The organism is Hydrogenophaga sp. L76 (assembly GCF_057654755.1).
The window spans coordinates 1,708,647-1,724,055 of sequence record NZ_CM172807.1 but is presented as its reverse complement, the minus strand read 5'-3'; the positions used below and the strand labels follow the sequence as shown (position 1 = coordinate 1,724,055).

Sequence of the window (15,409 nt, the reverse complement as noted above, 5' to 3'; positions counted from 1 at the left end):
CATGGCCTTTGAACTCGACATCGGCTTTGTTTCCCTCACGGGCCGCAAAGCCGTGAACGAAGACTTCTGCGCCGCCATGCTGCCCGCCGAAGGGCAGGAAGACATGGGCTCCATCGTCGCCATCGCCGACGGGGTGAGCGCGGGTGGCATGGGCCGCGAAGCCGCGCAGACCACCGTCACCAGCCTCGTGCGCGACTACTACGGCACCCCCGAAACCTGGGACACCACCGTCGCGCTCGACCGCATCATCGGCGCCCAGAACGCCTGGCTCGCCGGCATCAACCGCCGCCGCCACCCCGCCATGGGCCTGACCACGCTCACCGCGCTGGTGCTGCGCGGCCAGTCGTACACCCTCGCCCATGTGGGCGATTCGCGCTGCTACCTGCTGCGCGACGGGCACACCCTGCAGCTCACGCACGACCACGTCGTCAACCACCCCGACTTCAAACACCAGCTGCTGCGCTCCGTGGGTGCCGAAGACCACCTCGTCGTGGACTACCTGCAGGGCGAACTGCAGGTCGGCGACAGCTTCGTGCTGCTCACCGACGGCGTGCACGGCCGCCTGCCCGAGCGCCGCTGGCGCGAATGCGCCGCCCTGCCCACCGCGCAGGAAGCTGCCCGCTGGCTGGTGGACACCGCCCACGCCGCCGGCAGCGACGACAACCTCACCGCCGTCGTCGTGCGCGTGCTGGGCCTGCTCGACGCCAACCTGCACGACGCCAACCGCGCCGCCCAGAGCCTGCCTATACCGCCGCGCCTGCGCGTGGGTGAAGCCATCGACGGCTTCACCGTCACCGCGCTGGTGGCCGACAACGGCATCAACCTCATCTACCAGCTGCGCGACCCCGCCACCCAGAGCCTCTACGCCCTCAAGACCCTCAACCCCGCCCGCGCGCACGATCAGGATGAACGCGCCATGCTCGCGCACGAAGCCTGGCTCGCCAAACGCATGCAGTCGTCCCGCGCCGCCGGCAACCTGGTCCAGGTGCACGAACACCTGCCCACCGGCCAGGCGCGCTCGGCCTACTACCTGCTCTACGACTGGCACGGCGGCGAAACCCTGCAGCAGACGCTGGACCAGCAACACAAACTCGGCGCCCTGCAGGCTGTGAGCGCCGCCATGCAGACCCTGCGCGTGCTCGGCCTGCTGCACCGCCAGGGCGTGATCCACCGCGACATCAAACCCGCCAACCTGCACCAGGGCGACGACGGCGTGCTGCGCGTGCTCGACCTCGGCGTCGCCCTCAGCGGGCGCGAGCCCGAGAGCATGCGCCGCCTGCACGCCGGCACGCCCAGCTACATCAACCCCGAGCAGTGGGGCCACCACAGCAAGGCCGCCAACGGCCACGCCACCGAAGGCGAACCCGAACTGCCCGATGCCCAGAGCGACCTGTTCGCGCTCGGCGTCACGCTCTACCAGCTGCTCACCGGCAAGCTGCCCTACGGCGAGGTGTTGCCCTATCAGCTCGGCCGCTACTACCGCGACCCCACCGCCCCCAGCCGCCACAACCCCGAAGTGCCGATCTGGCTGGACCACGTGCTGCTCAAAGCCGTGGCGCGCGACAAAAGCCAGCGCTTCGAAACCGCCGAAGAGTTCCTGCTCGCGCTGGAGCGCGGCGCCTCGCGCCCACTCACCGTGCCGCCCGCTTCGGCGCTGCTACAACGCGACCCGACGATGTTGTGGAAACTGCTGCTGGGCTTCAGCGTGCTGTTCAATTTGCTGTTGGTTTATTGGTTGCTGTTTTTGCCGAAGTAGGGCGGGCGGTGCGTCCGCGTTTTCAGCATGGCTGGAATTTGATTGATTGCGCATTGCGGGGGGCGGTTGTCGACCCGAAAAGGTCAGTGGAGTTTCAGCTGGAGCCGTCGATTAAAGCGTGCAGTCGAGATGTGAGTCGCGAAGTTCAAATGTCTATCTGCACCTGAAGTTGCGAGCGATTCAGAATCGATCACCCTGACCATTCAACTCATCAAGTATCCCAAGAGCTTGCTGGATCGTCTTCTCGTCCTGCAAACTCAGAATCTCAGCAAACTTTTTTTCACGCGCAATGTCATTATCTGCTTGGGTGCAGGCGTCGTGCCAGCTAGATGCCTCAATACCCCCCATGTTGGTCAGCTTGTTATTGGGAAATTCGAGATTCCATTTTTTGATGACTTCCTTCATGAGAGTTCGATTTCCAGACTCGCCGATATACCAATGCAGCCCGAGAACGCAAATAATAGCGATCAGAAAATTGTTATCTAGAAGGATGCTAGCCAAAGCCAAAGCTGCAGTCACAAAAGATGCGACTGAATAGTATCCAAACACACCTTTCCCTGCTGCCCAAGCGACACCACCTAAAAACGCAGGCATTGACCAGCCGTTCTCAAGTAGAAATTTACTTCCCGTTTTATGGCAGTACAAGAATTGATAGACTTTGTTTTTCATTTCAAGCGACGGTGAAAATTATTAAATCATTCTACGTATAGGATACATCAGATTGTTGCGCGAAGTGGTTGGGTAGAGCCATACGCACATTCAACTCCACCAACAGACGCACAAACGTGCATGTAATGACCAGTTCGCCCAAGCGCTTGGCGAAATACATCTTGGTCTTTACTCGGCTTCGGCGCTGGTAGCCGTTCCACTTCGCCCAGAAGCTCCATCACAGCCTGTGAAAGGTTTTGTACACGTTCTAGGGCCGCACCAACGGTGCGTTCTTGCGCGGGTGGATTCTCTAGCATTGTTTTTTTATGATTGTCAAGGAAATACCTGTCGCATCGCTAGGACTTTCCATTGTCCAAGCTCAGCTGACAGGGCATTCTTGAACTCGTTGAACCGACCGTTCCTTCAGTGCTTTTTGTGGCGCTGAACACGGCGGTTTTTTCATGGGCAAATGAAACACGAAGGAGTGACCGTCATGCAAGGTATGAATGAGATCGAACAGCAATTGATGCAAGAGTGGGAAAACTCCCCGCTCAACAATGCCTGCGAGCGGATGGTGTCACACCCGGAAACCAGTGTCCTGGCGCGGGTGACGCTGCTGGCCGATCGCCACGGCAACCCCAAGCTGCGGTACTGGTTCGGTCAAAGCCGGGTGGATTGCTCCACCTTTGCCACATTGACCTGCCCAGAAACCCGATGCCCGAAGCGTTTGGCCCTGCTAAACCAGTGGAAAGTCAAGGCGATGGGGGAGCGTCCAGCGCATTCACCGAAACCAGTGGACACAGGTACGCGTGAATCGACCCTTGCGCGGGAGGTCGTCATCGAAATCGACGGTGTGAGCTACATGGCTCGCGAAGCGGTTTTTACCTTGCATCTGAAGTGCCCGCAGCAAGCCCACTCTACCGTGCAGGTGCGGCTGACGGGCTGGGATCTATTCAGTCCGACTGGTAACTGCCTTGCCGGTGGATGGGACGGAGAGAAACCACATCTGCAGACGTTGGAAGACGTCAAGACCTGGCTCGAGCAACACCTGGCCGAGCTGGCATGAAACCCCTGGAGACCTAAACCATGATCTACATCACCGAAACCCAGCGCCTTTATACCGACGAGGGCGAGTTCATCAAGGACGTTCACTGTCCGCTGGCCACACAACTGGCAAGAAACGTGAGCGCGGCAGAGCCTGAACGCAGCTTTCGTTGCATGCACTGCAAGACCGAGGTCAAGAACCTAGCCTACATGAGCGATGAGCAAGCACTGGGGGCAGTGCAGCAGAACCCCGACGTGTGCTTCTTTGCCACCAATGTTGCCAGGAACGTGGTCCACATCAGCAAGCCGAAGCAGTACATCTACCTGCGAAACCCAGAGTTGAGGGAAAAGGTCAAAGGAACATCACCGATTCCAATTGTTCGCACCGCACGCACGTTGGAGGACATGAATTTTGCCGCTGCAAACAAATTCAGACTGTTATTCCGACAGGCTGGAAGCGGCAAGGATCTGCGCGACATCATGGGCGTGTACCGCGACCGTGAAACCGGCGAACTGCACGTATGCAATGACCAGAGGATCGCCGGCTTCATCAATTGGAACAACAGCAAGGACAACCCGACGAGGCAGGAAAACGCGCACGAAGAGTTCGTGCTGCCTATGTTCGCTTTTTGTCCTCAGGGACCTGCCTCTCCAATCGCTGCCTACCTCTTGCCCCCGGACCTACCCAATAACACGTTGGTTTTCGTTGAAGACATCATCGAAGATTTTGTAAAGGATTACCCGCAGGGCGCTCGCGTCCGGACTAGCTATTGGTTCGCGAAGTGGACTGGAGAGGACCTTGTGTTCGAACCAGAGGAAGAAGAATTCGTGTTGGGGTAGAAATTCTTGAAACCGCCCTCTAATTAGGGCTGATTTTTAGTTAAGCAATTGAATTAAAAAAGAAAGCTTTCAGTAACATGATGACATTCAAGTACTTTTTGGACCTGCGGTCGGAGATTTTAGAAATTATTTCTGGGGTTAAAAACTCTGGGGGTGGCATTCAGTGGGACGACTCCACCCCTAACTACATCATTAAAGGGCGGCTGGAAAATCTACTCCGCAACCATCTGCAAGGCGTCAGAGAATTCGGTATCTACATAGTGACCAGGCACGCCAATTGCCAAAATTCCAAGCATGTAGATTATCCTACCAGCAACACCTACGGACTGACCATTCCTTACAAAGGTGCAGGGTACTTTTGGGGTGGAGGTCAACTGTACCAAGGAAACAGATTCGAAATCTGCCCTTGCTCTAGTGACAATGCGCCAACAATGCATTGGGTCATTGATGACATCGTCTACGAAGAGATGGCCGATCATGACCTATGCAAAAGATTGGAAGAGATACTGACTGATATAAGTCAGGCGATAGACGCTGCTCACGACAAGCGCTCAAGATCAGGAATTCGCGAGCACTTGTTACGTGCCTTGTTGCTGATAAATGATCAATTACTTCCCGAGTCTGTGGATGTGTACATTGAGAAAAAATTAAAGCAAGAGAGGTGCTTGGTTTAGGCGATGTCTCCTAAACAGTCACCGCAATCAAATCATTACCTTCGTATGGTATATTTAAATTTATTTAGTTTCACAGAGGTGCTTTTTTATGCTGTTCGGAATAAAGCTTTTGCTTGTCAAATCTCAAGCTGCTGTATGTTTGCAGAAAGAGCTTGAGCTTGAGCATTACAACTCAGGAATTCCTGGCATCTACCCAGATCCCGCCAAAGAGGCAAACCAAATAATTGAAAGTTTCTGTGAAAAGTACATAAATGATCTTGAGGCAGCGAACAAAATAGGAGGTCTTCCTCACAAGCTGACTCTTGCCGCGAGCGCCACAGCATTTGCTTATGAAGTCTTAGATTCCGGACGGAATTTGATGAGCGAAAAAATCAAGGAATCGCTGCTTGTTGTGCTAGTAAAGCTTCTAAATAAAATAAACTCACAAGATCGTCGACTAAGGAAGGTCTGCAAAACCTCGGCGCCCCTTGCCCGATGTGAGACAGTGACGTCATGAAGCAAATGAGCCTGGGCGAGAGCGGATTCGAGCGCAAGACCAAGAGGACGCGCAAACGCGAGTTCCTCGACGAGATGAACCTGGTGGTGCCTTGGGCCGAACTGGTTTCGCTGATCACGCCACTCGCACCCGCCCCTGGCGCCAAGGGCGGACGCCCACCGTTCGCCGTTGAGACCATGCTGCGCATCCACTTCATCCAACAGTGGTTCAACCTCTCAGACCCGGCTATGGAAGAGGCGCTGTACGACATGGCACTGTTCCGCGAGTTCGTGGGCCTGGATGCGGGTGAAGACAACCTGCCCGACGAGAGCACGATTCTTCGATTTCGCCACCTGCTCGAAGCGCACAACCTGAGCTTGCAGATCCTGGCCACCGTCAACGCCACGCTGGCAGCCAAGGGGTTGCTGCTCAAAAGCGGCACGGTAGTCGATGCCACGCTGATCGCCGCGCCGAGCTCGACCAAGAACAGCAGCGGTGAACGTGACCCCGAGATGCACCAGACCAAGAAGGGCAATCAGTGGCACTTCGGGATGAAGGCGCACATTGGTGTCGATGCGGAATCGGGCTTGGTGCACACGGTGGTGGGCACAGCGGCCAACGTCAATGACGTGACGCAGGCGCACGCACTGGTGCACGGGGAAGAGACGGACGTCTTTGCCGACGCGGGCTACCAAGGCGTGGGCAAACGGGAAGAGACGCAAGGCATTACGGTCAACTGGCATGTGGCCATGCGACCGGGCAAGCGCAAGGTACTGGACAAGAGCACGCCGATGGGCTCGATCATGGACCAGTTGGAGCAGGCCAAGGCGCGCATCCGGGCCAAGGTCGAACATCCGTTTCGGGTGATCAAGCGCCAGTTCGGGCATGTGAAGGTGCGCTACCGGGGACTGGCCAAGAACACGGCGCAACTGCACACGCTGTTCGCGCTGTCCAACCTGTGGATGGTGCGGCGCACGTTGCTTCAGGAGATGCGGGGATGAGTGCGCCTGCAGATGGCCAGAGGACCGCAAAACGGGGCGAAATCGCCTTTCAAACCGACCTTGCGAGCCTGCAATCACCATCATCTGAAATCGGATGCTTCAACTCACGCTGCGGCGGGTGTTGTGCAGACCTTCCCTAAAGGAAATTGATTTTTCATTACTAAAGAAATGCGATGAAATTGCAATGAAACTTACAGTCGAAAAATCATCCATCCCCGTGATCCCTGATGATCTAAAGGACTACTAGTCTGTTACTGGACGAAAGCGCAGGTGCGAAATCGGGGAAGATCAACTTTTTGGAGATTGGCTGGCGAGTCATCGCGTTCCTTCCGCTATGGATTGTGTTCAAAACCCCGTGCAGTCCCCGATGGTCTGAAGGTGCGAGGCGAGGAACAATGGCGTCATGAAGAAACAAGCGGAGCTGGGACTGAACCTGAGCACGAGGCGCACGCGCAAGGCTGTGTTCCTCGACGAGATGGAACTGGTGGTGCCGTGGCGCGAACTCATTGCGCTGATTGCAGCGGCCGCGCCGGTTGCCAGCACGGGGCGCCCGCCATTTGCACACGAGACCATGCTGCGCATTCATTTTTTGCATGTATGGACCCGACGCCTTTTGCAAGCCCCTTTTGGTGATGTTCAACGGTCTGCACACATGTATACGGCTTGCTGATGGGCAGTCGTCGATGCATGCCCGCAGCCTTGATGAGATCCGCGCGTTCCGTCCTTAGCAGCAGTTCGGCTTGAGTGATCAGCCGACAGAAAGTGCAGGCTCCCGGAACGCTGGTCTAACCGGTTGTGTCATCACGTTTAAGAGGCTTCGCAAACCAGTGCGGGTGCTCTCCCTTTTTTTGTTTTTGAACACGGTCGCAGCTACGCCGCAACCATCGCGGGGCAGTAGTTGGTCTCGTGACTCAACATCGCCTGAATGATCCGTGCGTTCTTGTTTGCCAGCGCAACCGTCGCACGGTTGTACCCACGCCGGGCAATCAATTCCTGCAGCCAGCGACTTCGCGCATCAGATTTGCAGGCAACACGGATCAGTACCGATCGCGCCCCGTGGATAAGCAATGTCCGCAGATAGCCGTCACCGCGTTTACTGATGCCCAGCAGACGGTTCTTTCCGCCTGATGAGTGTTGCCGTGGAACCAACCCGATCCACGCAGCGAGATGTCGTCCATTCTTGAACGCTTTGGCGTCCCCCACCGCCGCAACGATTGCCGTTGCCGTAATGGCTCCCACACCAGGAATGGTTGCGAGTCGTTGGCACAGAGCCGAGTTCTTCATGAAGGATGTGATCCAGTCCTCGGCTCTACCTATCTGGTTTTCGATCACTCGGAACTGCTCAAGAAGCATGGTCAGCAAGGACTGGCAGAACGTGGTCAGCTCCCCATCCGGCTCCGAGAGGATGTCGGGAATGGAGCGTTTGAACGCCGCAGGTGACTTGGCGATGATGATCCCGCGCTCAGCGAGCAGCCCTCTTGCCTGGTTGATCAGGGCTGTGCGCTGGTGCACCAACAGCTCACGAACACGATGAACTGCCTGAATGTCTTGTTGCTCAACAGATTTGACAGGTACGAAGTTCATGCTTGGGCGGCAAGCAGCCTCAACAATGGCCTCGGCATCGTTCCTGTCGTTCTTGTTCGTTTTGACGAACGGTTTGACGTAGTGGGGGCTGATGAGCTGGACCTCAATGCCCAGTGCTTGGAACTGCCTGGCCCAGTGGTGTGCGGAGCTGCAGGCTTCCATAGCGATGGTTCGTGGACGAAGTTGACGAATCGTTTCCATCAGAGCTGGGCGCGATACTTTGGATCGGTGCATCGCCTGACCTCGGCGGTCTGCTCCGTGAAGTTGAAACACACGTTTAGCAAGGTCGATCCCCAGGATGTCGATTTCCATGATGAACCTCCGCATTTCAACGGTTGATGAGGGACACACAGTTTCGCCGGAGGGTGGCGTCGGGTCCATCTCAGTAGCAGTGGTTCGGCCTGTCGGACCTGGCCATGGAAGAAGCCCTGTTCGAGACGCCGCTGTACCGTGACTTCGCTGGTCTCTCGGGCAGCGAGCGCATTCCGGATCGCGTGAGCATCCTGCGCTTTCGCCACCTGCTCGAAGAGCACCAACTCAGCCTGCAGATACTGGCCACCGTCAACAGCACGCTGGCCGCCAAAGGGCTGCTGCTCAAGAACGGCACAGCCATCGACGCCACGCTGATCGCCGCACCCAGCTCGACCAAGAACAGCAGCGGCGAGCGTGATCCTGAGATGCACCAAACGAAGAAGGGAAACCAATGGCACTTCGGCATGAAGGCGCACATTGGCGTGGATGCCGATTCGGGACTGGTGCACACGATGGTGGGCACAGCGGCCAACGTCAACGACGTGACGCAGGCCAGCGCGCTGGTGCATGGTGAAGAGAGCGATGTGTTCGCTGACGCAGGCTACCAGGGTGTGGCCAAGCGCGAGGAGACGCAGGCGATCAATGCCAACTGGCACGTGGCCATGCGCCCGGGCAAACGCAAAGCGTTGGACAAGAGCACGCCCATGGGCGCGATCATGGACAAGCTCGAACATGTGAAGGCCAGCATCCGGGCCAAGGTGGAGCACCCGTTTCGGGTGATCAAGCGCCAGTTCGGGTTTGTGAAGGTGCGCTACCGCGGATTGGCCAAGAACACGGCGCAACTGCACACGCTGTTCGCACTTTCCAACTTGTGGATGGCGCGGCACCGGCTTTTGCAGAAGGCGCAGGGATGAGTGCGCCTGCAACGCGCCCATGGGCCTCGATGAGGCCCCGAAAGGCCGGTAAATCGACCTTTGAACGGTGGATGTGAACGGCTGTCAGTTTCCGCGTAAATCTGGTGTCGGGAGCAAGCCAGACGCGTTCACCCGCTTCAGTCAGCTGAATGCCTTGAACTTCCTTTGAGTTGAATGGGGGGTGCCCGTTCTGCAGGGCACTGAGGTGTGCCGGGGGGGGGGCGTGCCTGCTTTGGCCGTGGCATGGCGGGCATGAGTCAGCGCAGGGGTATGGCGCAGCGCTGGTGTTTTGCGTTACATATCGCCTACCCGTGTAAGAAGCAGGCGCGACAGTGACAGTCACTTTCCGGTAAACCCACTGTCGCGCCCCGAGACCCACCGCTTTGGAGGGCGCCGTTGCCGCTGTCAGTATTTCACGAAGCGGGCGTGGCTGTCCATAGCATGGGCTCACGCATGGGAATGGAGCGCCCATGCCCACTGCCCAGCCCGCGCCGTCACCACCGCCCAGACGCTTTGTGTGCGCCCTGTGCCGCTGCCCTGTGCTCATCTGCAGCCACTGCGACCGCGGCCAGCGCTACTGCAGCGCGGCCTGCTCGCACCAGGCCAGAAGTGGCGCCCAGCGCGCAGCCGGCAAACGCTACCAGGACAGCCGCAAGGGCCGTCACGCTCACGCCAGACGCCAGGGGCAATGGAGGGCGCGCCAGCAAACAGTGACGCATCAGGGTAGCCCACCACCGCCCTGCACTGATGTACTCCCACCCGGCGAAACAACCGCTCTGATCCCAGACGCAAGTCAACGCTGCAAGTGCCAGTTTTGCGGCCGTTCGGTCTCGAATTTTGTACGCCTGGACTATTTGCGTTGCCGCTTTCGTCGCCCATCGAAACCATCCGTATGGAGTACCGACTCACATGGCCATTTCACCTGAACTCACGGCGCAGATCCTGCGCTACCACCACGCCGAGCACTGGCCGGTGGGAACGATCTCGTCCCAGCTGGGCGTGCACCGCGAGACCGTCATGCGCGTGCTCACCCAGGCCGGCGCCGCCCCCATAGTGCCCGCACAACGCACCTCGGGCGTGAGCCCCTACCTGCCCTTTATTGAAGAGACCCTGAAGCAGTTCCCCAACCTCACGGCCAGCCGGTTGCACACCATGGTCGCCGAGCGCGGTTACGAGGGACGCCCCGACCACTTTCGCCACATCGTCGCCAGGCACCGTCCACGCCCCCCAGCACAGGCCTACTTGCGCCTGCGCACCTTGCCCGGTGAACAGGGGCAATGCGACTGGGGCCACTTCGGCCACATCCAGATCGGGCAAGCCAGGCGACCCCTGATGGCCTTTGTGATGGTCCTGTCCTGGTCCAGACGCATCTTCCTGCGCTTCTTCCTGGGCGCGCACATGGAGAACTTCCTGCGCGGCCACGTCCAGGCCTTTGAATCCTGGGAGTCCGTTCCCAGGGTCGTCTTGTACGACAACCTCAAGAGCGCGGTGCTCGAACGCAGGGGGCAGGCCATCCGCTTCAATCCCACCTTGCTGGCACTCTCGGCGCACTACCGCTTCGAGGCCAGGCCCGTGGCCCCGGCCCGGGGCAATGAGAAGGGCCGCGTGGAGCGGGCCATCCGCTACATCCGCACGGCCTTCTTCGAGGGACGCACCTTTGACGGCCTCGACGATCTCAATGCCCAGGCCGATGCCTGGGTGAACGGGGCAGCCAGCGCTCGGCGCTGCCCCGAGGACTCCCAGCTGTCGGTGCAGCAGGCCTTTGACCAAGAGAAGGCGCACCTGATGGACATCCCGGTCACACCGTTTTGTTGCGATGAGATCCGCGGCGTGACAGCGGCCAAGACACCCTATGTTCGCTTTGACCTGAACGACTATTCCATCCCCCACACCCACGTACAGCGCAGCCTGAGCGTGCACGCCAGCCTGCATGAGGTGCGTATTCTGGACGGCCAGCAGGCACTGGCCACGCACCCGCGTTGCTGGGACAAGGCTCAGCAGATCGAGATCGAGGCCCATGTGCAGGAACTGGTGCAGCACAAGCGAGCCGCGCGAGCCCATCGCGACACGGACCGCCTGGTGCACGCGCTGCCTCAGGTGCAGGATTTGCTGACAGAGGCGGCCAAGCGGGGTGAGCCGCTGGGACGCATCGCCCGTGAGTTGCAGGAACTCCTGGATGTGCATGGACGCACGCAGATGACGGCCGCCGTCGCCGATGCCATGAGCCGCGGTGTGCCGCACCCCCATGCGGTTCGTCTGGCGCTGCAACACCAACGCCAACGCCAGCGCCAGCAGCAAACCCCGCCCCCGCTGGGCGTGGCCCTGTCCGCGCAGGTGCGCGCGCGCGACATCGCCGTGCGCCCCCACAGCCTGGACAGCTATGACCGTCTCACGCAGGAGAGTGACGATGCCAGCAACTGATTCGGCCACACTCAAACACCGCGCCCAGGCGTTGCAACTGCACGGGGTGCTGGCCAACTGGAGTACCTGCTGCACCGAACCCTGGGTGGGCACATTGCTGGACTGGGAAGAGCAGGAGAGAACCCGCCGATCCATGGAGCGGCGCCTGCACAGTGCGCGCATCGGGCGCTTCAAGCCCTTGGTGGATTACGACTGGCGCTGGCCCGAGCAGATTGACCAGGCCAGCGTGAGCGAGCTGATGACGCTGCAGTTCCTGCAAAACGCCAGCAACGCCATCCTGGTGGGGCCCTCCGGGGTCGGCAAGACCACGATCGCGCAGAACATTGCGCACCAGGCGGTGTTGCAGGGACACACCGTCCTGTTCACCACCGCCGGCAAGCTGCTGGGCGAGCTGGCCAGTCTGGACAGCGATTCGGCACTGCGCACCCGGCTGCGCCACTACGCCAGGCCAGAGCTCCTGGCCATTGATGAGGTCGGGTATCTGTCGTATTCCAGCCGCTATGCCGATCTGCTGTTCGAGTTGATCAGCCGGCGCCACGAGCACAAGAGCACGCTGATCACCACGAACAAATCGTTTGCCGAGTGGGGTGAAGTGTTCCCCAACGCGGCCTGCGTGGTCGCACTCGTGGACCGCCTGGTCCACCACGCCGAAATTGTCGGTATCAAGGGCCAGTCGTACCGGCACAAGGAGGCACAAGAACGCGCCCGGGCGCGCACCGCAAAGCGCAAACCGTCGAAGGAAACAGCATGAAGCCGTGGCACCCGCCTTCAGGACTGCACCATGGGCTGCCCTTCACGGTGGACGACACCTGGACACCAGAGCAGGCCTTGGCGGTGATGGAGTTGCTTGATGATCTGCGCGATCGCGTCTGGACCCATTACGGCCGGGTCATCCAGAACCTGCTGCGCGAGCAGCGCGTGACACAGTGAATCGCTGGACGACTTTGACCCGGAGTTGCCGTTCTGAACAACGACGAATCTCCCACGCCAACAGCAAGGGCCCCTGACGGGGCCCTTGCTGTTGGTGGCGCACTCAGCACCGAAAGCCGCCACCAGAATCCGCCGCCACAAATGACCACCGGATTCCGTCACCATTTACCGCCGCCAGATTTACGCGGGTTTAGATCGCCGCTAACAGTGGAAACTGATCGAAACGGGCACGGCGGTTTCATGTCGCGAGATCCATGCCCTCAACGCCCTTCACCGCTCCGGTTTTGAACATCATCCCTATTCGAACAAGGACTCAGCCATACGGCACGTGTAGAACATCAACGCCGCTAGAAGAAGGCAATTTTCTTCTTGTCCTTAGTTTTGTTGATGGGCTTGGCAGAGCGGGGGAGAGGACATACCGTCTCAGCCGAGAGAGTGGTCATCCTCATGCTGGCCTCAAGTTCCGGCGCGTTGATTCCTAACCTACGCTCAACCGGATCCGCTAAGGCAGGTCGGTCAGCTCGGACGTTGATCGACTGCTTTTCGCTTTGAGCATTGGCCGCTCATGGCCGGTAGCGCAGCGGCGGGCGACCTGGCAGACATGCTGCAGCGGCACTGCTCTAGCAGCGCCCCCACAGGGCGAGTGTTCTCCTGCTGGGGCAGGCCATGTCGATTTGGCACCCCGTTGTTCGTCGAAGGGGTACGGGGCGTCAACAGGCGGACGCTGACCGATCAACCCAACAGGAGTGAAGACATGTCATACATCGATGGTTTCGTGATCGCGGTGCCCACCGCCAACAAGCAGAAGTTCATCGAGCACGCGCGCCATTTCGACTCGTTGTTCATCGAGCTGGGCGCCATCCGGGTGATCGAGGGGTGGGGTGATGACGTTCCCGACGGCAAGGTCACCGACTTCCGCCGCGCGGTCCAGGCCACGGCCGATGAGACGGTGGCCTTTTCGTGGGTCGAATGGCCGGACAAGGCCACGCGCGACGCGGGCATGAAGAAGATGATGGAAGACCCGCGCATGGATCCGTCCACACCCGGCAACCCGCCGATGCCTTTCGACGGCAAACGCATGATCTTCGGCGGCTTCGAACAGGTGGTCGAAGTGAAGGTTTGAGTGGCGGCCGGGGTCTGACCGCGAGTCTCTTCAGCTCGGCTGCATGGGCTGGAACCGGTCCGCCCTATCGACCAGGCTGCGCATCTGTTCGGCCGCGTGGATGGTGACCGTGTGGGGCGTGTAGCCCGGCCGGGGCGAGATGTAGCTGGCCATTTCGCGCGCCAGCGCCTGTTGCTCGGGCGGTGCGTTGGCCAGCAGGGCGATGACCATGTTTTCCAGCGCGACCACGCGCACGCGCAGTTGCACCAGCTCGGCGTTGCTCAGGGCGGGGCTGTCGCTCGATGCGGGGGAAATGGGGTGCAATTTCTCGGACATGTTGTGCTCATGCTTGGGGGCGCGCGGTGCCGCGCCAGCACCATTGTGGAACCGTTGATTTCCAGCGCAACCCGGGTCTTTGCGCTGGCGTTCGGGGGCATTCTGTTGTTGGCTGGCTAGCGCGCTGCGCCGGCCTTCAGAACAGCACGCGGCTGCGCAGGGTGCCGGGCACGCGCGCGAGTTCGGCCAGCGCCAGCTCGGAGTGCGCGGCGTCGATGTCCATCACCACGTAGCCCACGTCTTCGCGCGTTTGCAGATACTGCGCCGAAATGTTGATCTGGTGATCGGAGAAAACCCGGTTGATACCGGAGAGCACACCGGGCACGTTGCGGTGAATGTGCAGCAGGCGGTGTTTGCCGGGGTGCGCGGGCAGGGCCACTTCGGGGAAGTTGACGGCCGAGGTGGAGGTGCCGTTGTCACTGTACTTGACGAGCTTTTCCGCCACCTCGATGCCGATGTTTTCCTGCGCCTCCAGCGTGGAGCCGCCGATGTGCGGCGTGAGGATCACGTTGTCCAGGCCGCGCAGCGGCGACTCGAACACGTCCTTGTTGCTGTGCGGTTCTTCGGGGAAGACGTCGATGGCGGCGCCGAGCAGGGCCTGGTTTTGCAGCGCGCTGGCCAGCGCGTCCACCTGCACCACGGTGCCGCGCGAGGCGTTGATGAGCACGGCGCTGGGCTTCATGCGCGCGAGTTGCGCCGCGCCGATCATCCATTGCGTGGCGGGTGTTTCGGGCACGTGCAGGCTCACCACGTCGGCGGTGGCCATCAGCTCGTCCAGGCTGGTGAGCGGCCTGGCGTTGCCCAGCGGCAGCTTGGTCGCCACGTCAAAAAACACCACGTTCATGCCCAGCGCTTCGGCCAGCACCGAGAGCTGCGTGCCGATGGCGCCGTAGCCCACGATGCCCAGCGTCTTGCCGCGGATCTCGAACGAGTTGCTGGCCGATTTCAGCCAGCCGCCGCGGTGCGCCACGGCGTTCTTTTCGGGGATGCCGCGCATCAGCAGGATGGCCTCGGCCAGCACCAGCTCGGCCACCGAGCGGGTGTTGGAAAACGGTGCGTTGAACACCGCGATGCCGCGCTCGCGCGCCGCGGCCAGGTCCACCTGGTTGGTGCCGATGCAGAAGCAGCCCACGGCGGCGAGGCGGTGGGCGTGGCTCAGCACCTCGGCGGTGAGCTGGGTGCGCGAGCGGATGCCCACGAAATGCGCGTCGGCGATCTTGGCCAGGAGCTGATCGTCGGGCAGGGCGCCGGGCAGGCTTTCGATCTGGCTGTAGCCCGCCGCGCGCAGCACTTCGATGGCCGAGGGGTGGATGCCCTCCAGCAGCAGGAAGCGGATCTTGTGCTTGTCGATGGAGGTCTTGGGGCCGGGCTGGACGGCTTGGGTCGGGGTGGTGGTGGCGGCGTTCATAGTTGACTAATGTAGTCGGGTATG

General features: G+C 60.1%; 14 protein-coding genes and 2 pseudogenes. 12 read left to right on the top strand and 4 right to left on the bottom strand.

What is annotated here, in order from left to right; all coding sequences use genetic code 11:
• Position 1 precedes the first annotated feature (1 nt).
• Positions 2-1,756, top strand: coding sequence for a bifunctional protein-serine/threonine kinase/phosphatase (locus AC23D4_RS08160; protein ID WP_472889948.1), 1,755 nt, complete (start codon positions 2-4; stop codon positions 1,754-1,756).
• A gap of 180 nt (positions 1,757-1,936) precedes the next feature.
• Here AC23D4_RS08160 and AC23D4_RS08155 read toward each other — a convergent pair whose 3' ends face one another.
• Positions 1,937-2,425 carry a hypothetical protein gene (locus AC23D4_RS08155; RefSeq protein WP_472889947.1) on the bottom strand — a complete coding sequence of 163 codons (489 nt, stop codon included), beginning with the start codon at positions 2,423-2,425 and terminating at the stop codon, positions 1,937-1,939.
• Positions 2,426-2,873: 448 nt separating this feature from the next.
• Between AC23D4_RS08155 and AC23D4_RS08150 the strand changes: the two genes are divergently transcribed.
• The 6 genes and pseudogenes from AC23D4_RS08150 to AC23D4_RS08125 form a co-directional block, all read left to right on the top strand.
• Complete coding sequence (locus AC23D4_RS08150) at positions 2,874-3,470, top strand: hypothetical protein (protein ID WP_472889946.1); 597 nt, start codon at positions 2,874-2,876, stop codon at positions 3,468-3,470.
• A gap of 20 nt (positions 3,471-3,490) precedes the next feature.
• Entirely contained in the window at positions 3,491-4,288 is a 798-nt protein-coding gene (locus AC23D4_RS08145; protein WP_472889945.1) for a hypothetical protein, read from the top strand.
• Positions 4,289-4,365: 77 nt separating this feature from the next.
• The gene (locus AC23D4_RS08140) at positions 4,366-4,962 is read left to right on the top strand and encodes a hypothetical protein (RefSeq protein ID WP_487623719.1); all 597 of its coding nucleotides are present in this window, start codon (positions 4,366-4,368) and stop codon (positions 4,960-4,962) included.
• Between the two features lie 88 nt (positions 4,963-5,050).
• Positions 5,051-5,458, top strand: coding sequence for a hypothetical protein (locus tag AC23D4_RS08135; RefSeq protein ID WP_472889943.1), 408 nt, complete (start codon positions 5,051-5,053; stop codon positions 5,456-5,458).
• Positions 5,455-6,438: an IS5 family transposase gene (locus AC23D4_RS08130; protein WP_472887108.1), complete on the top strand. Its 984-nt coding sequence runs from the start codon at positions 5,455-5,457 to the stop codon at positions 6,436-6,438. Before AC23D4_RS08135 ends, AC23D4_RS08130 begins: the two co-directional genes overlap by 4 nt.
• A 403-nt stretch (positions 6,439-6,841) precedes the next feature.
• A pseudogene (locus tag AC23D4_RS08125) lies at positions 6,842-7,039 on the top strand (transposase); the annotation flags it as partial.
• Positions 7,040-7,308: 269 nt separating this feature from the next.
• On the opposite strand, the gene AC23D4_RS08120 reads toward AC23D4_RS08125, so the two are convergent.
• Complete coding sequence (locus tag AC23D4_RS08120) at positions 7,309-8,334, bottom strand: IS110 family RNA-guided transposase (protein ID WP_472890611.1); 1,026 nt, start codon at positions 8,332-8,334, stop codon at positions 7,309-7,311.
• Positions 8,335-8,411: 77 nt separating this feature from the next.
• Between AC23D4_RS08120 and AC23D4_RS08115 the strand changes: the two are divergent.
• The 5 genes and pseudogenes from AC23D4_RS08115 to AC23D4_RS08095 form a co-directional block, all read left to right on the top strand.
• Positions 8,412-9,188 (top strand): annotated as a pseudogene (locus tag AC23D4_RS08115) (IS5 family transposase); the annotation flags it as partial.
• A 909-nt stretch (positions 9,189-10,097) separates the two neighbouring features.
• The gene (istA, locus tag AC23D4_RS08110; protein ID WP_472890610.1) at positions 10,098-11,609 is read left to right on the top strand and encodes an IS21 family transposase; all 1,512 of its coding nucleotides are present in this window, start codon (positions 10,098-10,100) and stop codon (positions 11,607-11,609) included.
• Positions 11,596-12,360 carry an IS21-like element helper ATPase IstB gene (istB, locus tag AC23D4_RS08105; protein ID WP_472888557.1) on the top strand — a complete coding sequence of 255 codons (765 nt, stop codon included), beginning with the start codon at positions 11,596-11,598 and terminating at the stop codon, positions 12,358-12,360. Before istA ends, istB begins: the two co-directional genes overlap by 14 nt.
• Complete coding sequence (locus tag AC23D4_RS08100; RefSeq protein WP_305335885.1) at positions 12,357-12,539, top strand: hypothetical protein; 183 nt, start codon at positions 12,357-12,359, stop codon at positions 12,537-12,539. Before istB ends, AC23D4_RS08100 begins: the two co-directional genes overlap by 4 nt.
• Positions 12,540-13,293: 754 nt before the next feature.
• Complete coding sequence (locus tag AC23D4_RS08095) at positions 13,294-13,662, top strand: DUF1428 domain-containing protein (RefSeq protein WP_472889557.1); 369 nt, start codon at positions 13,294-13,296, stop codon at positions 13,660-13,662.
• 30 nt (positions 13,663-13,692) lie between these two features.
• On the opposite strand, the gene AC23D4_RS08090 is transcribed toward AC23D4_RS08095, so the two are convergent.
• Positions 13,693-13,977, bottom strand: coding sequence for a hypothetical protein (locus AC23D4_RS08090; RefSeq protein ID WP_472889558.1), 285 nt, complete (start codon positions 13,975-13,977; stop codon positions 13,693-13,695).
• A 136-nt stretch (positions 13,978-14,113) separates the two neighbouring features.
• Complete coding sequence (gene serA, locus AC23D4_RS08085) at positions 14,114-15,385, bottom strand: phosphoglycerate dehydrogenase (RefSeq protein ID WP_472889559.1); 1,272 nt, start codon at positions 15,383-15,385, stop codon at positions 14,114-14,116.
• Positions 15,386-15,409 lie beyond the last annotated feature (24 nt).

Coding starts and splice junctions, on each gene's coding strand:
- AC23D4_RS08160 (WP_472889948.1), top strand. CDS start 2: ATGGCCTTTGAACTCGACATCGGCTTTGTTTCCCTCACGGGCCGCAAA.
- serA (WP_472889559.1), bottom strand. CDS start 15,385: ATGAACGCCGCCACCACCACCCCGACCCAAGCCGTCCAGCCCGGCCCC.
- istB (WP_472888557.1), top strand. CDS start 11,596: ATGCCAGCAACTGATTCGGCCACACTCAAACACCGCGCCCAGGCGTTG.
- AC23D4_RS08090 (WP_472889558.1), bottom strand. CDS start 13,977: ATGTCCGAGAAATTGCACCCCATTTCCCCCGCATCGAGCGACAGCCCC.
- AC23D4_RS08120 (WP_472890611.1), bottom strand. CDS start 8,334: ATGGAAATCGACATCCTGGGGATCGACCTTGCTAAACGTGTGTTTCAA.
- AC23D4_RS08155 (WP_472889947.1), bottom strand. CDS start 2,425: ATGAAAAACAAAGTCTATCAATTCTTGTACTGCCATAAAACGGGAAGT.
- AC23D4_RS08150 (WP_472889946.1), top strand. CDS start 2,874: ATGAAACACGAAGGAGTGACCGTCATGCAAGGTATGAATGAGATCGAA.
- AC23D4_RS08140 (WP_487623719.1), top strand. CDS start 4,366: ATGATGACATTCAAGTACTTTTTGGACCTGCGGTCGGAGATTTTAGAA.
- istA (WP_472890610.1), top strand. CDS start 10,098: ATGGCCATTTCACCTGAACTCACGGCGCAGATCCTGCGCTACCACCAC.
- AC23D4_RS08100 (WP_305335885.1), top strand. CDS start 12,357: ATGAAGCCGTGGCACCCGCCTTCAGGACTGCACCATGGGCTGCCCTTC.
- AC23D4_RS08135 (WP_472889943.1), top strand. CDS start 5,051: ATGCTGTTCGGAATAAAGCTTTTGCTTGTCAAATCTCAAGCTGCTGTA.
- AC23D4_RS08145 (WP_472889945.1), top strand. CDS start 3,491: ATGATCTACATCACCGAAACCCAGCGCCTTTATACCGACGAGGGCGAG.
- AC23D4_RS08130 (WP_472887108.1), top strand. CDS start 5,455: ATGAAGCAAATGAGCCTGGGCGAGAGCGGATTCGAGCGCAAGACCAAG.
- AC23D4_RS08095 (WP_472889557.1), top strand. CDS start 13,294: ATGTCATACATCGATGGTTTCGTGATCGCGGTGCCCACCGCCAACAAG.